At 60.9% G+C, this 25275-nt stretch carries 16 protein-coding genes; 4 read left to right on the forward strand and 12 right to left on the reverse strand.

Annotated elements, in window-relative coordinates; all coding sequences use genetic code 11:
- Positions 1-3: 3 nt before the first annotated feature.
- The 4 genes from VNM72_04085 to VNM72_04100 form a co-directional block, all read right to left on the reverse strand.
- Positions 4-3294 (reverse strand): efflux RND transporter permease subunit, encoded by a 3291-nt coding sequence (locus tag VNM72_04085; GenBank protein ID HXF04577.1) that lies wholly within the window; start codon positions 3292-3294, stop codon positions 4-6.
- A 63-nt stretch (positions 3295-3357) separates the two neighbouring features.
- The gene (locus VNM72_04090) at positions 3358-3492 is read right to left on the reverse strand and encodes a hypothetical protein (protein HXF04578.1); all 135 of its coding nucleotides are present in this window, start codon (positions 3490-3492) and stop codon (positions 3358-3360) included.
- Between the two features lie 20 nt (positions 3493-3512).
- A complete protein-coding gene (locus VNM72_04095) occupies positions 3513-4721 on the reverse strand; it encodes an efflux RND transporter periplasmic adaptor subunit (protein ID HXF04579.1) in 1209 nt (402 codons plus the stop codon).
- A gap of 35 nt (positions 4722-4756) precedes the next feature.
- Positions 4757-6139 carry a TolC family protein gene (locus tag VNM72_04100; GenBank protein HXF04580.1) on the reverse strand — a complete coding sequence of 461 codons (1383 nt, stop codon included), beginning with the start codon at positions 6137-6139 and terminating at the stop codon, positions 4757-4759.
- A gap of 448 nt (positions 6140-6587) precedes the next feature.
- On the opposite strand from VNM72_04100, the gene VNM72_04105 reads away from it, so the two are divergent.
- The 3 genes from VNM72_04105 (at position 6588) to mazG (ending at position 10749) form a co-directional block, all read left to right on the forward strand.
- Positions 6588-8549, forward strand: coding sequence for a SurA N-terminal domain-containing protein (locus tag VNM72_04105; GenBank protein ID HXF04581.1), 1962 nt, complete (start codon positions 6588-6590; stop codon positions 8547-8549).
- Positions 8550-8686: 137 nt separating this feature from the next.
- Complete coding sequence (lpxB, locus tag VNM72_04110) at positions 8687-9946, forward strand: lipid-A-disaccharide synthase (GenBank protein ID HXF04582.1); 1260 nt, start codon at positions 8687-8689, stop codon at positions 9944-9946.
- 5 nt (positions 9947-9951) lie between these two features.
- Positions 9952-10749 (forward strand): nucleoside triphosphate pyrophosphohydrolase, encoded by a 798-nt coding sequence (gene mazG, locus VNM72_04115; protein HXF04583.1) that lies wholly within the window; start codon positions 9952-9954, stop codon positions 10747-10749.
- A gap of 3 nt (positions 10750-10752) precedes the next feature.
- Here mazG and VNM72_04120 read toward each other — a convergent pair whose 3' ends face one another.
- From VNM72_04120 to VNM72_04140, 5 genes are all read right to left on the reverse strand, one after another.
- Entirely contained in the window at positions 10753-11115 is a 363-nt protein-coding gene (locus VNM72_04120) for a phosphomannose isomerase type II C-terminal cupin domain (protein ID HXF04584.1), read from the reverse strand.
- Positions 11112-11966: a dTDP-4-dehydrorhamnose reductase gene (gene rfbD / locus VNM72_04125; protein HXF04585.1), complete on the reverse strand. Its 855-nt coding sequence runs from the start codon at positions 11964-11966 to the stop codon at positions 11112-11114. Before rfbD ends, VNM72_04120 begins: the two co-directional genes overlap by 4 nt.
- Complete coding sequence (gene rfbB, locus VNM72_04130) at positions 11963-12982, reverse strand: dTDP-glucose 4,6-dehydratase (protein HXF04586.1); 1020 nt, start codon at positions 12980-12982, stop codon at positions 11963-11965. Before rfbB ends, rfbD begins: the two co-directional genes overlap by 4 nt.
- A 698-nt stretch (positions 12983-13680) precedes the next feature.
- On the reverse strand, positions 13681-16836 hold the full coding sequence (locus tag VNM72_04135) for a VWA domain-containing protein (GenBank protein ID HXF04587.1): 3156 nt from the start codon (positions 16834-16836) through the stop codon (positions 13681-13683).
- A 54-nt stretch (positions 16837-16890) separates the two neighbouring features.
- The gene (locus VNM72_04140; GenBank protein ID HXF04588.1) at positions 16891-17697 is read right to left on the reverse strand and encodes a CbbQ/NirQ/NorQ/GpvN family protein; all 807 of its coding nucleotides are present in this window, start codon (positions 17695-17697) and stop codon (positions 16891-16893) included.
- Positions 17698-17884: 187 nt separating this feature from the next.
- On the opposite strand from VNM72_04140, the gene mnmA reads away from it, so the two are divergent.
- On the forward strand, positions 17885-19021 hold the full coding sequence (gene mnmA / locus VNM72_04145; GenBank protein ID HXF04589.1) for a tRNA 2-thiouridine(34) synthase MnmA: 1137 nt from the start codon (positions 17885-17887) through the stop codon (positions 19019-19021).
- 188 nt (positions 19022-19209) lie between these two features.
- Here mnmA and VNM72_04150 read toward each other — a convergent pair whose 3' ends face one another.
- The 3 genes from VNM72_04150 to VNM72_04160 all read right to left on the reverse strand — a co-directional run.
- Positions 19210-20271 (reverse strand): succinylglutamate desuccinylase/aspartoacylase family protein, encoded by a 1062-nt coding sequence (locus VNM72_04150; protein HXF04590.1) that lies wholly within the window; start codon positions 20269-20271, stop codon positions 19210-19212.
- A gap of 159 nt (positions 20272-20430) precedes the next feature.
- Positions 20431-22701 (reverse strand): alpha/beta fold hydrolase, encoded by a 2271-nt coding sequence (locus VNM72_04155; GenBank protein ID HXF04591.1) that lies wholly within the window; start codon positions 22699-22701, stop codon positions 20431-20433.
- Positions 22702-22851: 150 nt separating this feature from the next.
- Positions 22852-25275 (reverse strand): M20/M25/M40 family metallo-hydrolase (locus tag VNM72_04160; protein HXF04592.1); only part of this gene is annotated, 2424 nt, incomplete at its 5' end.

Consider the following 25275-nt stretch of genomic DNA (forward strand, 5'->3'; position numbering starts at 1 on the left):
CGTTCAGGCCGGTCGTCGCTCATCTCTCATCTCCGCGTCAGGGGAAGTGGCTGCGCGAAGAAGCTGATGGTCCTTGGAGAGGTTTCGGCTCAGGTAATAGAGGATCGGCACCGCCAGGCGCGACAGCAACAGCGATGCCACCTCTCCGGCCATGAGCGAAATGGCCAATCCCTGAAAGATCGGATCGAACAAGATCACGCCGGCACCAACAATCACCGCCGCTGCCGTCAGCATCATCGGACGGAACCGCACGGCGCCGGCGTCAATGACGGCCTCGGCCAGCGGCATCCCCTGCCGGAGTCGCAACTCGATGAAATCCACCAGAATGATCGAGTTGCGCACGACAATACCCGCCCCGGCGATGAACCCGATCATCGAGGTGGCGGTGAAGAATGCCCCCATCAACCCGTGCGCCGGCAGGATGCCCACCAGCGAAAACGGAATCGCGGCCATGATGACCAGCGGCGTTTTGAACGATTGAAACCAACCGACGACCAGGATGTAAATCAGCACGAGAACGGCGGCAAAGGCGATGCCGAGATCGCGGAACACCTCGTAGGTGATGTGCCATTCACCGTCCCATTTCATGGCGAAGCGATCGGCGAGGAACGGTTGACGGGCGACGTATCGCTGGAGCTGATACCCTTCGGGCAGTCGCAGACGATCAATCGCTTCGTTGAGTTTCAGAATGGCATAGACCGGACTTTCTTCTTCACCGGCCACGTCGCCGGTCACATAGACGACCGGCATGAGGTTCTTGTGATAAATGCTTTTGTCGGCCACCTGCTCCTCGATGCGCACCAGCTCGCCGAGCGATACGAGATTCCCCCGCTCGCCCATGACTTTGATCCGTCTCAAGTCCTCGACGCTCGATCGCTCGGCACGTGGCACCTCAAGCACAATGGGCACGTCTTCTTTCTCCTGCGGTTGGTGCAGCAATCCGACCGTCATCCCTTCGACGGCGATGCGCAGTGTGGCTGCCACCTGCTCCGCCGAGACTCCGTTCAGCGCGGCTTTCTCCTTGTCTACCACGAAGCGATATTTGGGTTGATCGTCCTCGACGTACCAATCCACGTCCACGACGCCGTCGGTTTGGTCGAAGATCTCCCGGATCTGGCGGGCGATCTCGATCTGGCGGTTGTAATCGGGACCGTAGACCTCGGCCACAAGCGTTTGCAGAACGGGCGGGCCGGGGGGGACCTCGGCCACCTTCACGCGGGCGTTGTAGCGGCGAGCAATTTCCTGAATCCGAGGGCGCACGCGGCGGGCGATGTCGTGACTCTGCGCGTCGCGTTCACCCTTGGGCACGAGGTTGACCTGAATGTCGGCGACGTTCGGACCCCGTCGCAAAAAGTAATGACGCACGAGACCGTTGAAGTTGTAAGGAGACGCCGTGCCCACGTACATCTGAAGATCGGTGACCTCCGGCACCGTGCGCAGATAATCGGCGATCTCGCGCGTCACGGCGGCCGTGTGCTCCAACGTCGTCCCCTCGGGCATATCAATCACCACCTGAAACTCGCTCTTGTTGTCAAACGGCAGCATCTTGACGCGCACGGCTTTGACGGCAAAAAGTGAAAGCGACAGAAGCAGAAGCACCACCACCGCGGCGAGGAATCCGTAGCGCCATCGAGGATGATGAATGAGCGGTGTCATCGCCCGACGATAGAGCCGCGTCGTCCAGCCTTCTTCGATATGTGCCGTTCCGGCTTCCCGCCGGAGCAGCCGCACGCTCGCCCAGGGCGTCACGATGAACGCCACCAGGAGCGAGAACAACATCGCCGCCGACGCTCCCACCGGAATCGGGCGCATGTACGGTCCCATCAATCCGCTCACGAAGGCCATCGGGATAATGGCCGCAATGACGGTGAACGTCGCCAGAATAGTCGGATTGCCCACTTCGTCTACGGCCTCGACGGCGATCTCCATAATCGGGCGACCCCGGTTCTCCGGCAGCCGATAGTGACGGACAATGTTCTCCACCACGACGATGGCATCATCCACCAGAATACCGATGGAGAAAATCAGCGCAAACAACGTGACGCGATTGAGCGTGTAGCCATAGAGGTAGAAAACAGCCAGCGTGAGCGCCAGCGTCACAGGAATAGCGATGGCGACAATGCCCGATTCTCGAAAGCCGAGCGTCAGCCAGATCAACGCCGACACCGAGACGATGGCAATCATCATGTGAAAGAGCAGTTCGTTCGATTTCTCGGTGGCCGTCTCGCCGTAGTTGCGCGTGATGGTGACATGCACATCGCCGGGGATGAGCGTCCCCTGTAACTGGCTGACCTTTGCGATGACCCGGTCGGCGATCTCAATGGCATTCGTGCCCTTCCGTTTGGCGACCGAAATGGTGACGGCGGGGAGAGGACCTCTCGATAGGTCACTGCCGTCCGAAGTTTGTGGGGCGCGGGAGAGCGAGTGGCTATAGTGGGCTGCCGGTCCGTGAGCAAAGAGCACGTAATCGGCAGGCTCTTCCGGACCATCCTCGATGACGGCCACATCACGAAGGTAGACGGGCCGGTTGTTGTACACGCCGACGACCACGCGGCCGACCTCCTCCGCCGTGTGCAGGAAGCCTCCGGTTTCGACCAGAAATTCTCGATTGCCCGATGCGAAACTTCCCGCCTGCACCTGACGATTGGCCTGCTCCAGCATTCGGGCGAGTGTGGCCGGAGCCACGTTGTAGGCTGCCATCCGGGCCGGATCGAGCAGCACACGAACCTGCCGCCGTTGCCCGCCGATGATTTTGACTTCGGAGACGTCGGCGATCTCCTTGATCTGATCGTGAACCTGAGCGGCAATGCGCCGCAGCGTGAAGTGATCGTAACGATCGCTCCAGAAGGTAAGCGCCAGAATCGGCACATCATCAATCGAACGCGGCTTGATGAGCGGCGGACTGGCCCCGGGCGGGATGAGATCAAAATTGGCGAACATCTTTTGATTCAGCCGCACGATGCTCTTCTCCTCATCCTCGCCGACGTAAAACCGAACGATGGCCATCGCGTAGCCCGGCGCTGATGTCGAATAGATGTACTCGACACCGGGAATCTCCCAGAGCAGTTTCTCCATGGGCTTGGTGACGCGCTCTTCGACTTCGCGGGCCGACGCGCCGGGCATCTGAACGAAGATGTCAATCATCGGCACGACGATCTGCGGCTCCTCCTCGCGCGGCAAAAGCAGCACCGCTCCCACACCCAGCAGAATCGAAGCCGTGATGATCAGTGGCGTCAGCTTGGAATCAATAAAGGTGTGCGCGAGTTTCCCAGCCAGGCCCCGTTTCTCTCTCATACTCGATGCCCCCTCAAACCTCTCATTCCCGCAGATGAAAAGTTTCCACGCCTGCCGTTAGTGTCAGGAAAGGAGAATGATCTTGCCCGAGAGCGTGCGCATTCCCGGCCTGTCGGGTAGGGCGAGCAACAGCCCCCGGCGGGCGCTCCCGGGAATGCCGAACACGCACGTTCCCACGGATAAACCATCGGCCGGCATTTTTCATCCGTGGGCGCAGGTCATTGACCGATCCTCGTCCCATCGCTGATCGCGCCGACGTTTTCAATGACGATGCGCTCTCCGTCGCTCAATCCGGCGATCACTTCGATGCGATCACCATAGGGCTTGCCCGTTTGAATCAACCGCAGCCGGGCGATGGCGGACTCATCAACGACATAGACGCCGATCAACTGTCCACGTTCAACAATCGCCCGCCGGGGAATGAGAAGCGCCTGCTTCTGACCGATCGTGAAGCGAGCCTTGCCGTAAAGTCCTGAGCGAAGGAGAGACCCATCCTTTTCCCCTTCTTTCGGGAGATCAATCTTCACCGTGTAGCTCCGGCTGGCCGGATCGGCGGCGGGCACAATCTCGGCCACGCGGCCGGTGAGTTCCCTCCCTCCGAGAGCGTCAATCACCACCCGTGCGGGATCACCCGGATGGATTTTTCCGATGTACGACTCTTCCACCGTGACCTCCAGCCGGTAGTGCGCATCGTCTTCGACGGTGACAAGCGGCACGCCGGGCGCCGCGAGCATTCCCACCTCCGCCTGCTTGGCCGTCACAATGCCGTTGAGGGGTGAAACCACGCGAGCATAGCCGACCATGACCTGTGCGGCAGCGATGTCGGCACGGGCTTGATCAATTCGGGCGAGCACCTGATTCTTCTTCGCCTGCAATGAAGCGAGCATCTGACCGGCTCGTTCGGCCTCGGCGGTGGCCGCCTTGTACCGGGCCTGCACCTCGTCGAATTCCTGCTGGCTGACCGACCGGCGTTCGCGCAGGGCGCGGTAGCGAGTGAAGGTAGAATGTGCCAGGGCCTGATTCGCTTCGGCGGCCGCTTTGGCCGATTCGGCGGCGGCGATGGCTCTCTCGACTTCGTCCAGCGCATTCTCCGCCTCGCGCAATCCGGCCTGCGCCTTCCGCAACTGGGCGGCAATGTCACGATCATCAATCTCGACGAGCACCTGACCGGCGCGCACACGGTCGCCCTCACGAACATGGACGGCTCGCACCGTTCCCATGACCCTGGATGAGAGCACACTTGTTGTCCGCGACCGCACGGTGCCCGCCGCTTCGTAAAAATCCTCAACCGGCGCCGTCTTCACGGTCAGAAGTTTCACGCCGGTGACGGTGGGAAACTTCTCGGCCGCCGCCTCGTCTTTGCCTCCGCACGAAGCGGCGACCATGGCGATCACGCTGATGGTGATGATGGCCCATTTCCTTCTCATATCCGCCTCACAGTGGCACAAGGTGACCTCATGCGCTATGACACAAATGGCTGAACGTCGGTCAGTCGCCCGCTGGCCAGCAAGACCTGGGCGTAGCCGACATAGTAGTCATATCGAGCGGCCAGCAGGTTCAACCGCGCCCGGAGCAGAGCCGTCTCGGCCCGCAGCATCTCAGTAATCGTCGTCAGTCCCTCCTGATAGCGATCCTGGACGATGCGCAGCGTTTCTTCGGCCTGCGCCACCGCTCGTGCTGCCACCCTCAGCCGATCTTGAGCCGATACGTAGTGCTGATAGGCGCGAATGACTTCAAAGCGAATTTGATCGGCCAGATGATCCTGCTCCGCGGCCGCTCGTGTTTCTGCTGCGCGCGCCTGCTTGAGTCGGGCGTTGCGACTCCAATCGAAGATGTTGACCGTCAGGCTCGCGCCGACGGTGTAATCGGCGCTGCCGCTCATCAGCCCTCGACCGCTTCCGCCAAAAGTGGCGAAGACATCGAGGCGAGGGAGGAACTCGCCCAGCGCCCGCCGCACGCCCTGCTCGGACGAACGAAGCGCCAGACGCACCCGCGCATAATCAGGCCGATGAAGTAGCGCCAGGCGAATGAGTTCGTCCTGGCTCTCCATGTCAAAGGCTCTTTCCAGAAGTTGACCCTCCAGCTTATGAGGGGTATCTACAGCAAGTCCGAGCGCCGTGTTGAGCGCCGCCCGGGCCACAACGACTTCGCCTGCTGCTTGAATTTGCTGCTGATGAAACTCGGCCAGTTGCACTTCGGCGGCGAGCAGATCCGATTGGACCACGAGCCCCGTTTCAAACAGGTCGCGAATGCGCTTGACATCCGCTTCAGCCGTTTTGACGGCTTCGTCAGCGACCTCTTTCCGGGCCTGCGCCACAAGCACACCGTAGTAAGCCCGGATCACCTCGAAGCGAATCTGTTGCTCGACCCAGTCCCTCTGCCGCTCGGCTTGCTCCTGTGCGAGTTGTGCTTGCCGGATGCGCGTGTCCGTCTGGAGCTGATCGAAGAGCGGCAGCCGCAGCGTCACCGCCGTCCGAAAATTATTGATCGAAGGCGGCGCATTCAAGAAGCGGGGATCAAAGTGTTGCGGCCCGAACCGTCCTTGCTCCAGCAACGAGCCGAATACGAACACGGGATTGTTGCCGGTCATAAACGTCTCGCTGAACTGCAACAGAGGCAGCCGCCCGGCCCGCGCTTCATGAAGCTGCGCCGCCGCTAACTCCCGACCCGACGCCGCCGCGCGCACAAGCGGATTCGTGCGCAGTGCGATCTCAACAGCCAACGGTAGCGTCAGGCCCTCCCCGGATTGAGCCCAAGCGGGAGAAAGGCGTCCTCCCCCCGTCAAAACCGAGACTCCGACCAGAGAAAGTGCGAGCATTCGCTTCCTCAGAAGATCGCCCTTCATGCATCCTCCTCTGCTTCAAATGCGTCCCCCATGCCGTCTGTTATGATCCAGCCCGCGGGCAAAGGATTCAAAAAAACTTCTGTCCCCCGGTGACGACGTTCGACAGGACCTGAGCACGTGTCGAGGAGACTTGCCCAATGGAGGTCCGCACGGCTCTGGGCTGGACGATCTTCCCCTCGCCCTCAGCTGGACCGATGGCCGGAGGCCAGACCAGCGGTCGCGTCAGATGACCCGTACCATCTTCAGGTGAACCAATGGGCAGAGGCCGGGGCCGGAGGTTCTTCCGCGTTGCTCGCTTGGGTGCTATCGTCTACAATTGCCTGCTATGCGATGCGAGCCGGTTTTCATGCGGCACCGTAGCGCAAACGTTCCAGTCTGCGAAAACCCGCTGGCTTGAAAGCCGGCACCGTTGCACAGACTTTTCAGTCTGCCAAGCGAAGGAGAAGCTATGTTGAAGTTTTTGAGCAAACAGCAACGCGCGCGAAATCTTTTCCTCATTTTTGTGGCCTTCATGATGGTCGTCGGCCTGGTCTTCCTTTATACGCCGATAGGGCAAGACCTGGTGAACTGGGTGGGAGCCACCACGAACACCGACGATTCGGCCGTCGTCGCGCAAGTCGAAGACGAAAAGATCACCCTTGGCGAGTATCGCAAGGCGCTTCAACGGCTCACTCAAGGACGCTTCGGTCAAGAGTTCGGCGATGCTCCCTTTGCCGAAGCAGGCCGGACTCAGGTACTCCAACAACTGATTGAAGAACGCCTGCAACTGGTCGAAGCTCGACGGCTCAAGCTCTGGGGAACGGACGAGGAGGTCTACAAGGCGCTCCTGCCGATGTTCCGCGATGCCAGCGGGAAATTCATCCCCAAGGACCGCTATTTCCGGGCCATCGAGCAATCCGGCCAAACGGTGGAGGAATTCGAGGAGGGGCTCCGCCGCTCCATCATCCAGGACAAAGTCCGAACCTACATTACGGCGGCGCTCGATGTGAGTCCCCGGGAGATCGAAGATGAGTACATCCGCACCAACACCTCGGCTAAGCTCGTCTACGCCGTCATCAAACCGAAGGACCTGCTGGACCGCGTCACCGCCGATGAGACCGAAGCGCGCTCCTACTTCAACGACCACAAGGATGAATTTCTCATCAAGGAGGTCGAACGGCAGGTTGATTATCTTCACATTCCACTGAACAAAATGGCGGTGACCGTCAGCCCGAAGGAGCTTGAGGAGGAGTACGACAGGCTCAAGAGCGATTACACGCTGGGAGCGTGGGTCAGCCAGATCGAACTCCCCTTCACCGAGACCAACGAGGACGACGTGAGGAAGAAGGCCGACGACCTCGTCAAGCGGGCGCGCGGCGATGACAAGACGCCGGCCGAAGATTTCCAGGCGCTCGGCGGCAAAAGCATCGGTTACGTGAAGAAAGACTCCAAAGACACCTCCTACAAACAGCGCGTCTTCACGCTCTTTGACAGTCAGAAGAACGTCACCGAACCGATCCGCGAAGAGAAGGACAAGAAGTTCTACATCCTCAAGGTGACGCGCTGGGATCGCAAGCCCCTCAGCCGCGTGCGCGAGGATGTGATGAAGAAAGTCCGCGAGCGCAAGCAGCGCGATGCCGCCTCCGCTCTGGCCGATGATATCAAAAAGCGCCTGGATGAGATCAAAGATCTGCGCAAAGTGGCCGAGGAATTCCGGGCGAAGCTGGGGAACCTCCCGGTGGATCAACTGATCCGCCGCACGGACTTCTTCTCCACCCAGGATGAATTGCCGGAGTTCGGCGATTACTCCTCCAGTTTCACCAGCTCGGCGGCCTCCCTCGATGAGATCGGCCAGGTGAGCAGCAAAATCTATCTGAGCGATGGATACGCACTGGCGCAACTTGTGGCCAAGCGAGAACCCCATCCGCCTCAGTTCGAGGAAGTTCGCACCCGCGTCATCCGCGCCGTCAAGTTGAAGAAAGCAAGGGATCTGGCCCGTCAGCAAGCGGAGCGGCTCATCGCCCTTTCGCCGACGCCCGAGGCATTGAAGAAGAACGCCGCCGCCCTCAAGCTTGAGGTCAAGACTCAGGATGAGTTCAAGGTGGGGACCTGGCTGCCCGATCTCGACTCCTCGAAGGAACTGGAGGGCCTGGCCCTGACTCTGGAAGCCCAGAAGGTTTGCCCGCGCCCGGTCACCGTGGGCGATGCCATCGTCGTCTTCGGCGTCGTCGAGCGAAAGCCGCCGGATATGGCCAAGCTCGCCAGCGAGCGCGAGTCCATCCGCGACCGCTTGCTCTCGTCCAAACGCGATCGCTTCTTCCGCGACTATCTGGAGAAGCTCAAGAAGAAGCTCACCGACGAAGGGCGCATCGTCATCCACCAGGATGTCATTGATGCTTACTTCAATCCCGGCGAGAAGAAGAAATCCTGACGCCGCACGAATCCGATGAACAACAGCAGGAAGAACCTCCCACTCTCTGACGGGGTGGCCCGTTCTTTCGATACGAAAGAGGATAGCCGGGAGGTCATCCTCCAGGGGACTGCTTCTCATCCTCTTTGATGGGACCGATGAGTGAGCCCACGACTCTCATGGTCCTTGCCGGGGAAGCGTCGGGTGACCGACGCGCCGCCGAACTCGTTCGCGCGTTGCGGCAGTGTGCCCCCGAGCGCCGATTCGTCTTCTTCGGGTCGGGCGGTCCGGCGCTGAGAGCGGAAGGCGTCCAGACGCTCGCCGACATCGGCGACACGGCCATCATCGGTCCCCTGGAGATTGCCCGGTCGCTGAGGACATTCCTCGATCTCTCCCGCGAACTCGTCCGGGCCGCCCGCGAGCATCGGCCTCGCGCCGTCATCCTGGTGGACTGGCCCGAGTTCAATCTCCGCATCGTCAAAAAGCTCAAACGCCTCGGCCTGACGACGATCTATTACATCAGTCCGCAGGTGTGGGCCTGGCGCCGGTATCGCGTCCGGACGATCCGTCGCTATGTTGATCGGATGATCGTCATCCTCCCGTTCGAGGTCGAATTCTACCGGAGGGAGGGAATTTCGGTTGACTACGTCGGCCATCCTCTGGTGGATTCGGTTCGAGCGACGCTCGATCGCCATACCTTCTGTCAGAAATACGGGCTCGCGGCCGACCGGCCCATTGTGAGTCTGCTGCCCGGAAGCCGCCGCACCGAAGTCGAGCATATTCTGCCCGTCATGATCAAAGCCGCCGACCACCTCAGCCGGAAGGTAGACGCCCAATGGGTCGTCGCCCTGGCTCCCACCATCACGCCGGAGTTCGTTCGAAACGTTCTGGAGCGATCCTCTATCGAAAATCACGCGGCGCGCGAAGGATTCCCATCCGAGACGATGTCGCTCGCATCGGCGGGAGGCATGCGCGTTCTTTTTCTTCCCAACGACACCTATAATGCGCTGGCGCATTCCGAGCTGGCCATCGTCACCAGCGGAACGGCCACGCTGGAATCGGCCTTGCTCGGAACCCCATTGGTCGTCGTCTATCGCACCCGCCCCGTCAACTACTGGTTGATTCGCCCGCTGCTGCGACTGGACACGTTCGGCATGGTCAACCTGATTGCCGGGCAGCGCATCGCCCCGGAACTGATCCAGAGAGACCTGACGGTGGAGAAACTGACGAGCGTCGTCGGCGAACTTCTGGAGGACGACGCCCGACGCGCGGCCATGAAGGAAAAGCTCGTCCGCTTGAGAGAACGACTGGGCGACGGTCGTGCGGCTGAACGTGCCGCCCGGGTCGTGCTCAGCGCGATTGGCGGAGAGGGCAATCCTCCGCCTTACCTGAAGTCAGACGAAACAGTATCGGGGTGAAGGACATGACCGCGATCACATTTGATTCTCTCGTTGAGCTGGTGGAAAAACTCCGGGGGCCGAACGGCTGTCCCTGGGACAAGGAACAAACTTACGAGACGCTCGGCCCGATGACCATCGAAGAAGCCTACGAACTCCTCGAAGCCATCGAAGAGAAAAACCCCGAGCAGATGAAGAGAGAACTCGGCGACCTTCTCTTCCAGGTCGTTTTCTATTCCCGCGTGGCCAGCGAGCGGGGCGAATTCACCATCGAGGATGTCATCGCCCACGTTCACGAGAAGATGGTTCGCCGCCATCCTCACGTCTTCGGGGATGCCCCGGCTTCGACCAGCGACGAAGTCCTCCGTCGCTGGGAAAAGATCAAGCTGGAGGAAAAAGCCAATGCGGGCTCTGATACGCCGTCGGTCCTCGATGGTGTGTCGAGCCGGATTCCCGCCCTGATCGAGGCGTACCAGTTAGCCGAGCGGGCCTCCCGCATCGGCTTCGACTGGGAGAGCGCCCCGAGCGCCCTGGAGAAACTCGACGAAGAAGTGCGCGAATTACGGGACGCCGTCGCCGCCTCCCCCGACGATAAAGACCGCCTCCGGGAGGAAATCGGCGATCTCCTCTTCATGACGGTCAATGTCGCCCGGCTGCTCGGCCTGGATGCGGAGACCGCTCTGAAGGCGGCCAATCGAAAATTCAAAGAGCGATTTCGCTGGATGGAGCAGGAGGTCCGCCGTCAGGGCCGCTCGCTCGACGAGCTGACGCTCGATGAGCTGGAGATGCTCTGGCAGCAAGCCAAGCAGAAGCCGCAATACTGAGATTCAGGCGGATGCGGAGGGAATCCGCTGGTAATCGTCGGCCAGCCGGACGATGTCATCTTCGCCGAGGTACGTTCCGTACTGCACCTCGATGAAGACGAGGGGCTCGGTGCCCGTGTTCTCGATGCGATGTTTCGCTCCCGCCGGGATGTGCACGCTTTGATTGGCCCTCACTGGGATAACTTCGTCGTCGCGGATCACCACGCCGGAACCGGCCACGATGACCCAGTGCTCGCTCCGATGGTGGTGATACTGATAGCTCAAGCGATGACCGGGATTCACGGTGATCCGCTTCACCTTGTGCGTATCGGCTTCGGTGAGAACCTCAAACCGTCCCCAGGGACGCTCCTCAACGTAGATGGTCATCGGATTCCAACCTCCTTGAGAAAATCCACGTAGGCCTCCGGCCAGGGGCGCAACGGGCTCCAGCCCAGATCCTCGCTGAGCAGGCAGCGCAGGGCCGTCGCCGCCGGACGCGGTGCCGGACGGCCAAGGTCGTCGCTGCGGACGGGCTCGATGGGAATGTCCTGCCGCCCGAGAAGTCGAACGACTTCGCAGGCGAATTCGTACCAGGAGCAGGCTCCACCGTTGGTGACGTGGTAAATCCCCGGCGGTCCTTCTTCGACGATGCGGATGATCCGCTCGGCCAGATCGCGGGCGTAGGTCGGCGACCCCACTTCATCCACGATGGCGCGAATCGGTTGCCGAGCGGCAATGAGGTCCAGAATTTTCGTGGCAAAGTTTCGCCCCCCGCGACCGAAGATACGCGCCGGCCGAACGATATAAAACCGGTCGAGCGCGCGCCGGACGGCCTGCTCCCCCGCCAGCTTCGATTCGCCGTAGAGATTGATCGGATGAGGGACATCCGTCAGAGTGTACGGCGCTCCCTTCCGGCCATCGAAGACGTAGTCGGTGCTGATCTGAACGAGATCCGCTCCGATCCGCCCGCAGGCCCGCGCGAGATGCCCCGGACCGTGGGCATTCACGGCGAACGCCCGATCGGGCTCCCGCTGGCACTGGTCCACGTTGGAGAGAGCCGCGCAGTTGATCACAACCTGGGGGCGGAGACGCTCGAGGGCCTCGTTCACCGCCGCCGGATCGCAGATGTCGAGGTCCGCATGCGTCAGCGCGTGAACGTCCCATCGGGACGCCCCGCACTCGGCGAGAGCCCGTCCGAGCAATCCTCCCGCTCCGGTGATCACGACCTTTCGCCTCATCCGATCACTTTCCGTCGGCCGTAGTGGCGTTCATAGTAGTGGAGATAGTCCCCGCTGCGGACGTTCTCCACCCAGGATGAATGAGTTTGATACCAGGCGACGGTTTTCCTCAAGCCGCTATCGAACGTCTCCTGAGGCCGCCACCCCAGTTCTCGTTCGACCTTGGTCGGATCAATAGCATAGCGCCGATCATGTCCCGGACGATCTTCGACAAAGCGGATGAGGGACCGGGGTTTGCCCAGCAGGGCGAGGATCTTCTCCACCACCTCCAGATTCGTCCTCTCCGATCGCGCCCCCACGCAATAGATTTCTCCCGCGCGACCTTGATGAATGATCAGATCCAGAGCGCGACAGTAATCCTCCACGTAAATCCAGTCCCGCACATTCTGGCCATCGCCGTAGACGGGCAGCGGCATGTCGGCCAGCGCGTTGGTGATCATCAAGGGGATCAATTTCTCGGGGAATTGATAGGGGCCATAGTTGTTTCCCGCTCGAACGATGATTGTGTCCAGGCCGAAGGTGTGACGCGCCGCCCGGACGAGCATTTCCGCTGCCGCCTTGCTCGCCGCATACGGGCTGTTGGGCTGGAGAGGACTCTCCTCGGTGAAGTACCCCGTCGGTCCGAGACTTCCCATCACCTCATCGGTGGAGATCTGAACGAATCGTCCGACGCGCCGCTGGCGCACGGCATCGAGCAACACCTGAACGCCCACGATGTTGGTGAGGACAAATCGCTCGGGATCCTCGATGCTTCGATCCACGTGCGTCTCCGCGGCGAAATTCACCACGACATCGGTCTCCGACTCCAGCGCCTCCAGGACCTGAGACCGATGACAAATATCTCCCCGCACGAACCGGTATCGAGGATCGCCCGCCACATCGGTGAGATTGTCGAGATTCCCCGCATAGGTGAGGGCATCGAAATTGACGATATCACAGTCGGGATGCTCTCGGAGCAGATGACGGATGAAGTTGGACCCGATGAATCCCGCTCCTCCGGTGATGAAAAACTTCACCTGCGTTCCCTCCCGCGTCTCTTCATCACGAACGACGCTCAATTCTATCTGACCGAGGGGAAAAAGAAAAAGTCTCCTTCACGGAGTGGTCTACGAGATGCGGCGGAGCAGCTCCGCCACTCCCGGGCGCCGCGCCTCCTTTCTGTCTCCCCACCCCGCAGGGGAAAACAAAAGCAACCCGTCGGAGATAAAAAAAGGGATGGCTGCCCATCCCTTAAAGGAAAGCCGCTGATCAACGAGAATTCGGAGCCCCCGCGCTCGCTCCCGTCAGCCGCCAATCATACACAACCTACTTACTTCTTGCCCTTCTTCTTCGCCGGTGCTTTCTTCTTAGCTGCCATGGTGCCTACCTCCTGAAGAGATCTTGGCGGCTCTGCTGGGCGCGGGGGATATGCTTGCGCGGTAGCGAATCATCGGAGCGGCTTTCGTGAGTTGCATCGGCGCGGCCTTCGCTGGGGCTGCGCCCGGTCGTTTGGCTGTCTTCAGTGCCATCGTTTGTACTCTCCCTGCACAGTGGGCCGGACCACAAGATCGTGTGGTCAGTGGCTCATTGTGCACAATCAAAGATCAAACACAAGATGTTGTCTATCTTATAATCATTTTCGCGCCACTTGTCAACAATTATTTTCTCCCGGAAGAGGCGGCGTCGCGTCATCGAGAATCGGGAACGCCTCCGGAGGAACGTCGGAGCTTCTCACCTAGCGCGTCAGGCGGCGATAGATGGCGGGCAGTCGTTCGGGCAAACTGAGGACATCATCAATGATGGTGTAGCCGACCTCACCGTACATATCGCGCAGATGGGGCTCGGACTCGCGATCAATCGTGATGCAGAAGGGAATGACGCCGGCCATGCGCGCCTGACGCAGGGCGACTTTGGTGTCCTCGCGGGCATAGCGCGAATCGCCGTAGTCATGGTCGTAAGGACGTCCATCGCTCAGCACGATGAGCAGCCGCGTTCGCGCGTCCTGGCGAAGCAGACGCTCGGTCGTATGGCGGATGGCGGCCCCGAGCCGGGTGTTATTGTAATAGGTGATCCCGCCGATGCGCGCCTCCACCTCCGGCGAGGGGGCATCATCGAAATCTTTAATGACGAAAAACTTGACGTTGTGTCGTCCCTCGCTGGTGAATCCTTGAATCGAGTAGGAATCGCCGACGGCTTCCAGCGCCTCGCTCATGAGCACGAGCCCCTCTTTCTCGATGTCAATGATGCGTTTGCCCGGTCGCAAAGGAGCGCCCGGTCGCGCCACGCGCGGTGAAACCGTTCGCGCCGTCGAACTCGACATGTCGAGCAGGAATGACACCGAGACATCACGGCACCGACGCAGCCGCCGCGAGTACAACCGATCCGACACGCGCCCGGACGTGCGCCGATCCAGGGCATAATCAATCACCGCTTGCAGATCGAAATCCTCGCCATCCACTTCGCCCTTGATCTTCACCAGCGCCTCCGGGCGAAGCAACTGGAACTGATGACGGATGGCGCTGATGAGCGGGGCATATTGAGCGCGCACCTGTTCGACGAACTGCCGACCCCCACGACGCGCGGGCTTCTCAATGACCCGACACCAGGCGGCGCGAAAATCCAGCAGTTCGTGATCCCACTCGTCATAGTAATAGACGCGATCTCCCGGTTCGATCTCCTGCTGGCCAACGTCACCGTCTCCCTCGAACTCCTCATAATGGTCGGCTTCCGCAAGAGGCGATGACGCATTTTTCACCCAGAAGGTGAAAAGGTCTGATCGCGTCCGTCGGCGCTCGTCCCTGGAGGCGGACGTGTCGGCTTCTCCCTCGGTCCCGTCGGAGGGAGATTCCGTCTGGCGAAGCTCCCCGTCACCCTCGGGGGCCGAGTCGGACGACATCATCTGCTTGTCCGGGCGGATGGCGGCCCTGGGCGAGAGAACCGAGTAAAGCTGGTACGTCGCCCGCAGCGAGTCGCCCACCGTGGCCCCCTCGCGCCGGATCATCTCCGTGAGAATCGTCTCAACGAGTCGCACCAGATGAGGATAGTTCGCCCGCGTCGCCTCATCCACACCACCGAGAAGGGCCGCCCGCAGCAAGATCTCGTGAAAGACGGCCTCCGGCGGATATTCCGTGATGGGTGGACGTTTCTCTCTCAGGTGGGACTGGACGAAATCGAGATCACGGCGGAGTCCTCGATAGGTCGCCCGCAGGAAATAGTCAATGCGGGCGTTCTCCAGGGTGGTGAAGATCTGCTCGGCCAGCTCCCGATGGGGGAAGAGAGCAAGAATGGATGAAAAGGTCAGGGGCTTCTCCTCTCCGTCCTCATCCGTTCCAGATGCAGCAGATCCTGCGCCGACCGAATCCGCTGATCCAAAGGCCGCGCGCAGATCGCGGGAAAGCTCCTTGAGGTCGGGCGAGTCGCTGGCGTAGGTGCCGAACTCGATGTGACCGGCGCCGAACGCCGCCAGCACCTTGTAGAGGCGGAAATCGGCGGCTTCATCAACAAACTCAGCCACGGCCGCCGGGAGATAAATCGTCTTGCCATCGTGAATCGTCATCTCATCGGGGACGTGGCTCAAGGGTTTGATCACGACGCTCCGACCGGTCAGACCTTCGATGTAGAGTTTGAGCATCGGCCCCACTCGTTCCAGAGAGAGACCCTGTCCGGATCGAACAAGCGCCTGCTGACTGGCGCGCGTCTCCAGCGCATAGTAGGCGTGAGCGCGACGGCTATCTCCTCGGTGGGCATCAATGCCCGCGCGAGCCCATGTCTCAAACTGATCGAGCGTGGCCGTTGTCAGAGCCTGGGGCGATGATTTGAAACACTCGATGCCGAGGAAGACATTGTGCTGGCACACCGTGTGAACGATACCGATGACACGGTGGACGAACTCGTCCGCCTGCCGTCCTCCGAGACGGGCCAGCGCCGTCACGACCGTCGGAGTGACTTTGAGAAAATTGTAGACGGCGGCATTATCGTGCGCCGCGATGAGATGGGCGAGCGCCGTCCAGGCGTCACAGGCACGCGGCCCGGCGATGGTCAACACCCGACCCGCGACGCGAAAATAATGTAGGGCCACTCCCCCTCCCCGCTCGAGGAATTGCCGGGTGTGATCCAGCAAACCCAAAGCATCCGCCGGGCGCACGGACGGCAGAAGCGCGGGAAAGACCGAGAGGAATTCCGTCGCCAGTCCTCCTGCCCGTTGAGCGAAGAGCGAAGCCACATCGAGGATGGCATCAATCAACCGGGTCATTTCGGCGGATCGTGCCGGAGAACGCTCGGACATCGCCGAGGATGGCGCTGGTGATTCGGAGCCGCCGGAAACGTGCGCCCGCCGGTGAAGAGCCGACAGCACGTCCGGAGCTTTGGCCAGAAATTCCATGCTCTGTGTGGCGCTCCGTTTGGCGATCTCGCTGGCCACCATGTAGACGCGCGTGGCAATGACTTCGTTCTCAATGGCGGCGACGACGTGAGGACTGGAGCGGAAACACTCCACGGCAATGCTGCTCGAGATCATTGACTGGCGATCACACACCATCAACACCGGCAAGCGCAACGGCGAGGGAAGGGAGCGAATCACCTCGAGGCTCGCCTGGAAAAACATCATGGCCCCATCGGGACTGACTCCGGCGAGCCGCTTGCCGATGTCGGCCCAGAGCTTCAACTCCTCTACGCTCAACAAGGGCGAGACATCGGGCGCCATCCGCAGGAATTCCACCGCGACGCGCAGACTCGAACCGGCCAGACCGACGCCCAGGTCGAGGATCACCATCAGGCGTCCGGGCGGGAGCTTCATCAGCTTCCCGGTGACGCTCTCGACCTGACCCGGCGGTAAGCCTTTGAGGTGAGCACCGAGCTTCTTTGTGATCGGATCGTCCATCTGTGATCCCATCGTCGGTCGCCCGCGAGAGAAGCAGCATCGCGCGGCAGGCTGTGACGCCGACGCTCACAGAATGCTGGTCATGATCTCATAGATGCTCCGCTGCATCTCCGGATCATCGGTGATGGTATTGATGATGGCCGCCTGAACCGCTTCATAAGGGGAGATGCCCCCGGAGATGAGCTGCGCGGCATAGACGAGCAGCCGGGTGGAGACGCCTTCTTCCAGCCCATGCCCTTTCAAATTTCGCGCCTTCTGGCCGATCTTCACCAGATCGCGCGCCATCTCCTCGTCCACTCCGCCCTCGTGCATGACGATCTGCACTTCGGTCTCGAACGCCGGATAGGTGAATTCCAGACTGACGAATCGCTGGCGCGTTGATTGTTTGAGATCCTTGAGCACGCTCTGATAGCCGGGATTGTAGGAGATGACGAGCATGAACTCATCGGGCGCTTCGATGAGCGTACCCAGTTTTTCCACCGGCAAAATGCGTCGGTCATCGGTCAGGGGATGGATGAGGACGATCGTATCCTTTCTCGCCTCGACGATCTCATCGAGATAGCATATTCCCCCGATCTTCACCGCTGTGGTCAACGGGCCATCGTGCCACACCGTTTGCTCGCCCTCGAGCAGAAAGCGACCGACGAGATCCGTCGCCGAGAGGTCCTCATGACAGGCGACAGTGATGAGCGGTCGCCCCAATCGCCAGCTCATGTACTCGACAAATCGCGTCTTGCCACAGCCGGTCGGACCTTTGAGCATCACGGGAAGTCGCTGCTCATAGGCCGCCGTGAACAACGCGACCTCGTTGTTGGTGGGGATGTAAAAAGGTTCCGTTTTGATTCTGTACTTCTCAACTGCCGCTTCTCTCATAGTCGCTGCTATAATAGCATCTTTGCGAAAAACGCGCCACGACTGACATGGAGCGCCAACCGAGCGACCGGCTGGAAATGGGGATGCCCGAGAGCGAGAGGGGGCGACGGGGTGCTCAGCGCCTCGCGGGATGACACTACTTGGGCGACGACGCACGATGATAACACTCCAGCACCGAGGAGAGAACATGAGAATTGCCGTGGCCATGAGCGGCGGTGTGGATAGTTCGACGGCGGCGGCCTTGCTCAAGCGCGAAGGGCACGAGATCGTCGGCTTCGCGCTCCAACTGTGGAACCAGCGGCGGGCCGTGGGGCCGGATGGAGAACCCCTCCCGTCGCGCTGTTGCTCGCTCGATGACATTTACGACGCCCGTCGCGTGGCCGCTCAGCTCGGCATCCCCTTCTACGTCCTCAACCTCGAGGAGGAGTTCGAGCGAAAGATCGTCCTTCCCTTCGTCCGCGACTACCTGCTCGGACGGACGCCCAATCCCTGCGTCCCCTGCAATTCGCAGATCAAGTTCAGCCGGCTTCTGGGATATGCCTCCCGGCTGGGATTCGAGCGGGTCGCCACCGGCCATTACGCTCGCGTCCAGAGGGACGAGCAGACCGGACGCTATCTTCTCTATCGGGGCATTGACCGGCGGAAGGACCAGTCCTATTTCCTCTTTGAGCTGACGCAGGAGCAACTGGCACGGGTGGTTTTCCCTCTGGGGCACCGGACCAAGGAGGAGGTCCGGCAATTGGCAGCGGAATTCGGATTGCCGGTGGCGGAGAAACCAGAGAGCCAGGACCTGTCGTTCATCCCTGACGGAGATTATGCGCGATTCGTCGAGGAGTATGTGCGAACCGGCTTGCCGGTCGAGGGAAGGGATGTTATCCCCGACATGGAGCGAGCGTCTCTGCCCCGGCCGCGTCCGGGTCCGATCGTCACGACCGACGGTCGCGTCGTCGGCACTCACGAGGGGATTCATCGCTACACCATCGGTCAGCGACGCGGATTGAACGTCGCCCTGGGCAAGCCCGTCTACGTCATCGGCCTCGATCCGGTGCACAATCGGATCATCGTCGGCGAGGAACGCGAGCTGTTTACCGAGCAACTCCGGGCCGTACGCCCCAACTGGATCGCCATCCCTCGGTTGACCGGGCCCCGCACCGTCCGCACGAAGATTCGTTACCGTCATGAGGAAGCTCCGGCAGTGATTGAACCCCTGGAGGATGGGAGCGTGCTCGTGCGCTTCGATGAGCCGCAGCGGGCGATCACACCCGGTCAGGCAGTTGTTTTTTACGACGGAGACCTGGTCGTCGGCGGCGGCTGGATCGCGTGAACGGACCCGGATGCGATTAGATTCGCAGGGTCGCTCCTGGGAAAAGCTGATGCTATTGTGACGTCCTCAACAGTGCCCTGGACAGAATTTTTCAGGGCAGGCAAGGACCCCCAATTCCATCACTGCTGAACCTCAATGCCTGCCGGTCCACAAAGGAGCGATTGCCCGGAAAGGACTGCTCAGAACGATCAAGGCGAGGATCGCGGCACGCCGACGAAGGCGACGGGCTCGCCCCGACTGATGGGGGGAGTCGTAACAATGTAGAGCACGACCCCATCAAACGGTGCTCGCACATCGCCGATGGTGGCGCCGAAGAAATCGGTGATTGTGGCCAAGACTGTCCCTTTGGCGACGAACTGACCGCGCTCGACGCGAGGATAGAGGATGCCGGTGGCGGGACTGGTGAGCACCTGCGCCGGATCGTAAAAGACCGGATGCTCGGCTCGCCGGGGTTCTCCGTCGAGCATCTTCAGATGGCGCATGAGGCTGAGCACTCCCTGCACGTGACGCTCAATGGAGGCATTGTCTCGCTGGCCGAGCGCTCCCGATTCCGCCGTGAATGCCGGCTTGCCTCGCGTCACTGCGGTCGTCGAGCAATAGACGGAAGCAGCCGGATCTTTAGGCCGATCTCGATCAATGACGATATGGTCAATGCCATAAGCGAGGACGATGTCCCGCAGCCGCGCATCCATCTTCTCATCGCCCGTCACCGGCAAATAGACATAAGGTCGCAGCCATTCATTGCCGTCGCCGCAATGAAGATCAACGAGATAATCACACCGTTCGATGACTTCCGTGGTGATCGCACAGGCGATGCGCTCCGAGAGCGAGCCGTCTCTTTTGCCCGGATAGACGCGATTCAGATTCTTGCGGTCAACCGGACTGTAATAGATCGTGCGACCGAGAAACGAGGGCATGTTCGCCACGTGAACCATGATGACGGTGCCGCGCAGCCGCTGAGGATCAATCCGCCCGCGAAGCCGTTGCAGCGCCAGAATCGGCGCGTATTCATAGCCGTGATTCCCGGCAATGAGCGCCAGGACCGGTCCCGGCTGAGTCCCGTGAATAACGGTGATGGGAATACGGCTGCCCTCATCTCCATGAGCGGCGGGGACCTCGAGGAATCCGGATACCCGTTGACCGGGCGAGGCGGTGATCGAACCCACGCGGAACGAACCGACTTGCCCATTCCCATGCGTCATGAGAGCAACACTGCTGAGAATCAGAAAAATCGCACGACAAGCGATCATCGCTCCCTCCCACGATCACCCCGCGCAGGCTGAATCCGCCCGCGCGGGGGAAGACGGTTTTTTCCATCATCTGGCCGACGGATCCCGCTCTCGGCGAGCGCCCCCTGAAATATCCGGTGCTTTCTTCCTTTCGTCCTGACGTCGCCCAGTCCGAGGAGTTCATCGTCGCTCCGAAGCAGCAGGTTGCACCTCCGCCTTCTTCAAGAACCGCCGGAAGAAATCATCCATAGCCTGGAAGGCGATGAGCCAGTGGCGATGAATCAGGAAGTCGTGAACCTCATCGGGGAAGACGATCAGTTCGTGATAGACGCCGTGAGCCCGCAGCAATTGGACGAGGCCGGTCGTCTGCCAGAAGGCGACGTTTCGATCGTCATCTCCATGAATGAGCAAGACGGGCGATTTCCACTTTCCGATCTGAGAAATCGGCGACGATTGATAGGAAACGCTCTGAGGATCGAGCGAATTTCCCCACAGGTGAACGCCAGCCATATCCACGCCGGCAGCGAAGATGTCGGAATTTCGCGCCAGCGCCTGGGCCGTTAACAGGCCGCCGTAAGAAAGCCCCCAGATGCCGATGCGCTTGGGATCAACATCAGGGCGGCTTTGCAGATATTTTCCGGCAGCCACCACGTCTTGATATTCGGAGTTGCCGCGCGCGCCGCGACGCTCGGCCTCGCGGAAGGATTTGCCGTAGCCGATCCCGCTGCGGAAGTTGACCGAGAGAACGATATATCCCTGGTGGGCGAGATACTGGTTGATCGCGTAAGCCATGTGATAGAAGTGGCGATAATGATAGCCGAGCAGCATCTGTCGCTGCGGTCCCCCGTGCACGAAAACAATGGCCGGACGCCGCTCGCCGGGTTTGAGATCTTTTGGCAGAAAGAGCTGGTTATGAAACTTCACCCCATCGTCAGCCGTGAGCACGACGTTTTGCGGGATGACATGATCATCCGCCGGGAACTCGCTTCCCAACCGGGGGAAAATGACCTCGGGCGTTCCCCCCGTTGCGGGCACGAGCGCCACCGATTGCGGCTGCCGGGCTCCGGCGCTCAAAAGTGCAATCCGCGTCCCCGACGCGAGGACGGCCGGATAGGTCTCGATTCCTTCGCCCCTGGTCACCTGCACCGCTTCTCCACCGGATGTGGGAACTTTCCAGAGGTGACGCCGATCAATATCCCCGGCGTTGGTGGCGTAATAGAGAAATCGTCCATCGGCTGAGAGCGAGATCATCTCCACCATTCCCTCACCGGGCGTGAGGAGAATCGGCTCGGTCACACCTCCAGTGACCGGGACGGCAAAGTAGCGGATCCACTCGTCGGGCTCAGCGCTGAAAATGACATGATCGGCGGCCCATTGAATGCTGGTGATCGAGGCGAAACGGCTATCGTTCGGAGCATTGTGCCAGAACTCCCGCGCCTCGCCGGTCGTGACATCGGCGACCCAGAACGAGATCGTATATCCACCGGCGAAGGTCGCACGCGCCAGACCGGGGACGGACGGAGGTTGCGCCTGACTTCCCCTGGCGCCGGGTTCACCTGTCACCGGTGCCGGTGCTCCCGGAGGGCGTCCCGCCGGAGTGGGGAACGGCGGTCGGCCTGCCGGTCCCGAAGTTGCCGCCTGTTGAAGCTGAACGGCAAAAGGCGTGCCCGGACGACGAATGAAGGCAATGCGCCGACCATCCGGAGACCAGGTGGGACTCGTGTCATGATCCACGCTCGGCGCCAGGTAGGTGATCTTTCGTGTGCGGAGGTCGTAGACGCCAATGAACGAATGATCCTGACGATTGCTGACAAAAGCAATCTTCGTCCCATCAGGTGACCATCGGGGAGAAGTGTTGGTGCCGAAGGCTTTGAATAACGGCTCCTGTCCTTTATCAACGGGCGTTGCTGCCGCCTGCGGATGAACGGCTGCGCGGTAGATCTGTCCGTCTTTGGTGAAGAGGACCCACCGTCCGTCCGGCGACAGAACCGGTGGACTCGTGGCCTCGACCACCTTCCAGGGAGGACCGCCGCTTGTGCGAGCCGCCCAGATCGCCCGCTGAGCCCCCTGGGGATGCGACGACGGGTTGGCGATCCATCCCTCCCGGTTCGGCGTATGCCCCCGCACAAAGACAACAACCGACCCATCCTCAGACATGCTGAGCGAGGAGAGATCGGTTCCATCATCCTCAAGGAACTGAGTCAGGCGAAGCGGTGTGAACCGAGGAGCCGCCGCCGTGTAGACATTGCGCATCCCGCGCTCATAGGCCAGCCACGCGATGCGATCCGTCCGCCGAGCCGAAACCAGCTCGTAAGGATAGGCGGGGCTGAGCACAGCTTCGATGGTGAACCTCGTCGCCGAGGCCCTCCGCTGCTCAGAGCGAGCACCTCGGGGTACCATCACCGTGAGGAGGACGATCATCCAAACAACAAGGACTCTTTTGGCCAACATCTTCCGAATACCTCCTGATCGTAACGTTTCGTCTGGCTCATACGCCCCCCGCCTGAGGGGTGGTTACAGCAGGTCTCACCCCAGCGACGGGGAGAGGATTCTCTTCCTCAACGGCTTCCGACGACGCAGATTCCCGGGTGACAATCGCCGTCATCTGCCATTCTGATCGGTCGGGAGTGTGATCCATGCCCAATCCCATCCCTCAAGGCCCCGGGCATTGACCGCCTTCACCGAGACCTTTCCCCCGGTGACGTTCCGGAGAACCACGCGCGGGGCGGTTACACGGAGCCGCTGAGGCGATCCCCTCGATGGTTCGTATTCAACCAGGTACATCCGCACATCCTGTTCGGGTGACGGTGACCATGTGACTTCGGCTCGCGTCGCGTCGAGGCGAACGACGCGCAGGTCCTTCACCGGCGAAGGGCTTGACGCAAGCAGCATGATCGCGGCCACCGTCGCCTTACACGTCTCGGCGATCAGCCGGTGATTGATCGTCTCCAGTACATCGCTCGCCGTGTGATAGTGAGGACTCCCGAGAATCGGATGAGAGCCAAACCCTCCCACAATCTGGCCATAAGCCTCGACAAACGAGGTCGCGTCGGTGGATTGATGGTAGCGCGAGTCATAAGTGATGAGCCGGGTGAAGAGCAACGCCGCGCCGTGTTGAACATCACGAATGCCCGCACTCGTGTAGCGAATCGTGTTATCGAGACGCGCATCGTTGGTCCAGCCAATGGTGTCATTGTTGAGGACGGCCATGATCTTCGCCCTCCCCTCACGAGCCCGTCGCACGAACTCCCGGCTCCCCAGCAATCCCGATTCCTCACCGGTGAAGGCCGCGAAGACGACGGTCGCGGGCAACGGTCTTCCCGCCAGCACGCGGGCAGCCTCCAGCAATGCCGCCGTGCCCGAACTATTGTCATCGGCTCCCGGTCCGGCAGCGACCGAATCGTAGTGACTGCTGATGACGTAGATGAGATCGGGATTTTCCGTCCCTCTCAGCGTGGCAATGACATTAGCTGCTCGACCTCCATAGGCTCCTCGCGGCTCGAACCACTGATACTCCGGCTGGTAGCCAAACGCGCTGAACATCCGATGAAGATACTCAGCGGCTTTTTGATGGCCCGGTTGAGAAATGTGCTTGGAGTCGAAATCGAAAAGGGCCTTCTCGTACTCGTAGATGCGCGCCACGGATACTTGAGCAACAGCACGACGGATCTCCTCGGCCAGGGGCCGATACATCTCCTCAGCTCGATTCCGGAGAGCCGTTTCTGAGGCGAGGTTTCGTTCGAGTCGAGCAATGAGATCAGCTTTCGTCACTCTATGATCGAGGTCAACGAGATAGACGCCGTGCTCAGGCGAAACCGTATCCCCATCACGATCGGCTTCGATCAGAATCTTCTTCCCGTCCGGGCTCACGGCCCAGGCATATTCCGGCGAGATCGTTCGGACCGTGTTATTGTGGAAAAGGCGGGTGCGCCGACCCGTTGAGAGGTCATAGAGGTATGAGCGGCGGTGTCGCGGTTCGCCGACCATGGCCAGCACTCGATCTGGCGCGATGAACCGGGGGAGCACATCGTGCTGAATCTCGCGCGTCAAGCGCGTTTCTTGTCCCCCGTCGCGCTGGACAAGATAAATCTCCCAGTCGTCCCGCGTCATCTTCTGGTACGCCAGGCGCCGTCCGTCGGGAGAGAATGTCGGCGCGGCCAACCGATCCTGCGTCCGCAGAAGGACCGTCGCCGATCCTCCGAGAGGCATGAGCATGAGCCGATTCTCCGTCCCCGACCGCGCCAAATAGGCGATCGTCTGACCATCGGTGGAGAACGTCGGCGACGTTCCCTCAACCAGTGTCACCGTGCGCGTCGTGGCATCCACAATTCCGAACCGGGTCGGTTGATCGCCTCCTCCACGCGGCGGCCCACCGAGCGAGTCACGCTCACCTGTTCGTACGGCATCCGGTGGAGGCGGAAGCGGGTCTCGCGCGGTCAGCGTGAAGAGAAAGGTGCCCCCGGAGGGAGACGCCACCGGCGACGTCTTGAATCCTTCAACGGTGCTGACGATCACCGGCTCGCGGGCCGTCACGGTAACTTCGTAGATGTCCGTGCGGGTGCGCCGACCCTCCGCCCCACCGAGGAAATAGACCGTGCCGTCCTCCGCGAGAGAGACAAGCGAAGCGACGAGCAGTCCTTGCGCTTGAACCTCATGCTCCCGGCGCGTCGAGAGATCATGCACCACGACTCTCGCCGATTTCATGCGCAGCCAGGCGAGACGTAGCCGCGCAGCCACTTGAGCTTGTCCCTGCGCCCGCGCGACGGCGGCCTCAGCCTGAGTGATCTCCTCGGTCACGGGCACTCGCACAAGAGCCAGGAACCGCCCCGACGGAGAAAAGACCGCTCCCGATCCCGCCAGTTCTGCCACCACTGACCGAGAATCATCCGCGCGGATCAGGCGCGTGACCGGCGCCGATCTGGGACCGGTCTCGTAGACGATGAGAGTTCCATCGGGACTGAACCGGGGAGCGCGTCCGTCGGCGGTGATCTCGGCGGTGCGATACAGCTCGCCCGTTTGCTCTGC

The sequence above is a fragment of the Blastocatellia bacterium genome (assembly GCA_035573895.1).
Classification (GTDB): domain Bacteria; phylum Acidobacteriota; class Blastocatellia; order HR10; family HR10; genus DATLZR01.